Here is a 2,930-nt window from a genome sequence, read left to right as displayed (position 1 = left end):
CACTACTTTGGCACATTTGGATTGACGGGTTCGTTAAGAGGTTTCTCACAGTGTGGGCACCGTCGGATTGGAGGCCGTGTGAAGAAGTCGAGGATGGCCTGTCTGATCGCTGGCATACTGGGTTGTGGCGGCGGCCCTCCGACTCTTTTTTTTCCGTCCCGCTGCCTTGAGGCGGCGGGACTGGAGGAAGGCGTAGGCGATCATCGTCATCAAGGCATGTCGGTGTAATCCGGTCCAGGATCTGCCTTCGAAGTGGTCGAGGCCGAGCTCTTCCTTGAGCTGCTGGTGCGCTTGTTCGCAGATCCACCTCGCCTTGATCGCGGCAGCGAGCATTTTGAGCGTGGCATCGGCGGGCAAGTTTGACACGTAATATTTCTGCTCTCCGGTCGATCTCCGCTCGCCGACAAGCCAGACCTCGTCACCCGGCATGCATTGCATGCGGTTGCCCTGCATCCGGTGCTTATGACCTTCCGCGATGCGGACCCGGCGAGCCGCGAAGAGACAGGTCAGGCGGCCTTTGGTGCCGCGCCGCCAGCTGATCTTCCTCCATCTCTCGCCGGACAGCATCGTCTCAGTGGATACCGGTGGCCGGTCGGGCATGTGGTACTGGCGGCGCCTGCCGGTCTTGGCGATCGGGAAGATCAGGCCAACATCGGCCGGGTAGACGTTCTGGCGTCGCGAAAGCCCGACCGCCCACAGTAGGCCGCGCTCGCTCAACGCCTGGCGGAAAGGGCCGCTTGATCCATACCCAGCGTCGGCAAGCACGCATCCGAACCGCGCTCCGGCGGCAATAACTCGGTCGATCTCCTCGATCGCGATCTCGGGCTTCGTCAGAGCCTTCTGTCGATCCAGCGGCACTCGCGCCCTGGTAATGCGCTCGGCATCGTCCGTCCATCTCTCGGGCAGGAAGAGCCGCAGGCCCACCATTACCGGCACCTCGCGCGAAGCCAGGGTCACCGACACTAGCGACTGGCAGTTGGACGTCTTGCCGAGCGACGAGGCATATTGCGCGGCCACACCAACCGAGTGTCGCCCCTTCTTCGGTAACGCCGTGTCATCGATGACCAGATATCCAGACTCGTCTCCTACCAGATGGTCGGCCTCCTTCAAAAGAACAGCCTCAAGTGGCGCACTGTCCCATACCCCGTCGGCGACGAAATGATGGAGTTGGTCATAGCCAAACTCACCACCACGAGCCGCCATCGGCTGCACACTCTTGCGGTCACCGGGGCCAATCAGTCCTGCAATGTAGGCCGGGCACACACGCATGCGTGTCTTGTGCCGCAAAGCCTTCAGAAATGGCGCAAGCCACGTTTCCAGATCTTTCCGCCAATCCTCTGCCATCGCCAGCTCCCGTAATAGCTGGCTCCCCATGAATCAGGGATTTCTTCGCTTGGGAATCCTAAAAATCACATTTCTGCCAAAGTAGTGCTAGGCTGCCAGAGCTTCCGGCCTCTGCGCTTCCGGTTCGTCGGCCTGCGCAGCGGCAATTGCCAGCGGCGCGGGTATCCAGCCCAGACCGCTCATTCGCTGTATGACCTCGGCGGCAAGATCGGCCTTCTTCATCTTCGCACAATTCTCGGCGGCTCCATTCCCGACATTCTCGTCCAGCAGTTTCGGCAAGACGGGTTTGCGCAGCTACTCGTAGAAAGCGATCGGCGCTTGCCACTTTTCGGCCATGTCGGCACTCGAATGCATGGCGATTTGCTCGAAGCGGACATTGCGCTGATCGGTCCCGCCGTTGCTCGGCACGGTGCCGTTGATCTGGCCCGCGACCAGCAACGCCAGTAGCGCTTCCTTCCACCCTACACCCCCGACTTCAATCCAATCGAGAAGGCCTTCTCCCGGCTCAAAGCCATGTTGCGCAAGGTGGGTGAGCGGACCGTCAGCGGCCTGTGGGACCTGATCGGCAAGCTCGTCGACATCTTCCAGCCACACGAATGTGCCAATTACTTCTATACCGATGAACTTAGCCCACTAAAGCGGCCCGGCAGTTACCAACAAGGTAATTGAGGCTGACTCACCGGTGTCACAACCGAACGGTTGTGATACCGGGTGGATGGCAGCTTTGCTGGCCTTCGCACCGGAAAACGGACTTAGAACTAACGACCCAGTTTCAGCCATTGGTTAACGTTCCGCGCTTAACCATTTTCAAAAATTGCATTTACATACTACCAGAAATTTACGTGATCGCCATGAATAGCGGGGCGGGGGTCGTCTCCCCGTCGGCATCGTCTAGGCTGCCAGAGCTTCCGGCCTCTGCGCTTCCGGTTCGTTGGCTTGGGCAGCGGCAATCGCCAGCGGCGCGGGTATCCAGCCCCGTCCGCTCAGTCGCTTTGCTACCTCGGCGGCAAGCTCGGACTTCTTCATCTTCGCACAATTCACGGCGGCTCCCTTGCCGACATGCTTGTCCAGTAATTTGAGCAAGACGGGCTTGCGCAGCTTCTCGTAGAAAGCGAGCGGCGCTTCCCACTTTTCGGCCATGTCGGCACCCGAATACATGGCGATTTGCTCGAAGCGGACATTGCGCTGATCGGTCCCGCCGCCCTTCGGCACGGTGCCGTTGATCTGGCCCGCGACCAGCAACGCCAGTAGCGCCGCCTTTTCGTCGGCAGGCAGCGCCCGCAAATAGCCTTCGCCGTCATCGGCAAACAGATCCGCCGTCATGCTTCCGCCCGCTGCGGCATAGCTTTCATGCCCAACGAATACGAAATAGCGGTGATCGCTGGCGATTGTCTCCTGCGTCAGGAACCGGCGTATCTGATGCGCGCTGTTGCCATATTGATTGAGCGCCTCGATCTGCTTGGCACAATCCTCGGTCAGGGTCAGCGCCTGCGCCGTCTCCATGCCGATCTTATCCTTGGCAAAGGCGGCAAGCGCATCTTCATGCAATGTGGCAAGCCGCAGCACCTTAACCAGGGGAAACGGAA

At 59.9% G+C, this 2,930-nt stretch carries 1 protein-coding gene and 3 pseudogenes; 1 reads left to right on the top strand and 3 read right to left on the bottom strand.

Going from position 1 to position 2,930, the window contains the following annotated elements:
• Positions 1-45: 45 nt before the first annotated feature.
• Positions 46-1,381, bottom strand: a pseudogene (locus A9995_RS15620) (IS701 family transposase).
• Positions 1,382-1,431: 50 nt separating this feature from the next.
• The gene (locus tag A9995_RS15615) at positions 1,432-1,623 is read right to left on the bottom strand and encodes a hypothetical protein (RefSeq protein ID WP_067614717.1); all 192 of its coding nucleotides are present in this window, start codon (positions 1,621-1,623) and stop codon (positions 1,432-1,434) included.
• Between the two features lie 171 nt (positions 1,624-1,794).
• On the opposite strand from A9995_RS15615, the pseudogene A9995_RS17280 reads away from it, so the two are divergent.
• Positions 1,795-2,013 (top strand): annotated as a pseudogene (locus tag A9995_RS17280) (hypothetical protein); the annotation flags it as partial.
• A gap of 222 nt (positions 2,014-2,235) precedes the next feature.
• On the opposite strand, the pseudogene A9995_RS17160 reads toward A9995_RS17280, so the two are convergent.
• Positions 2,236-2,930, bottom strand: a pseudogene (locus tag A9995_RS17160) (hypothetical protein); the annotation flags it as partial.

Source organism: Erythrobacter sp. QSSC1-22B (assembly GCF_001678665.1).
Lineage (GTDB): Bacteria > Pseudomonadota > Alphaproteobacteria > Sphingomonadales > Sphingomonadaceae > Qipengyuania.
Note: the sequence above shows the minus strand (reverse complement) of the source record. Positions and strands in the feature narration are given on the sequence as shown.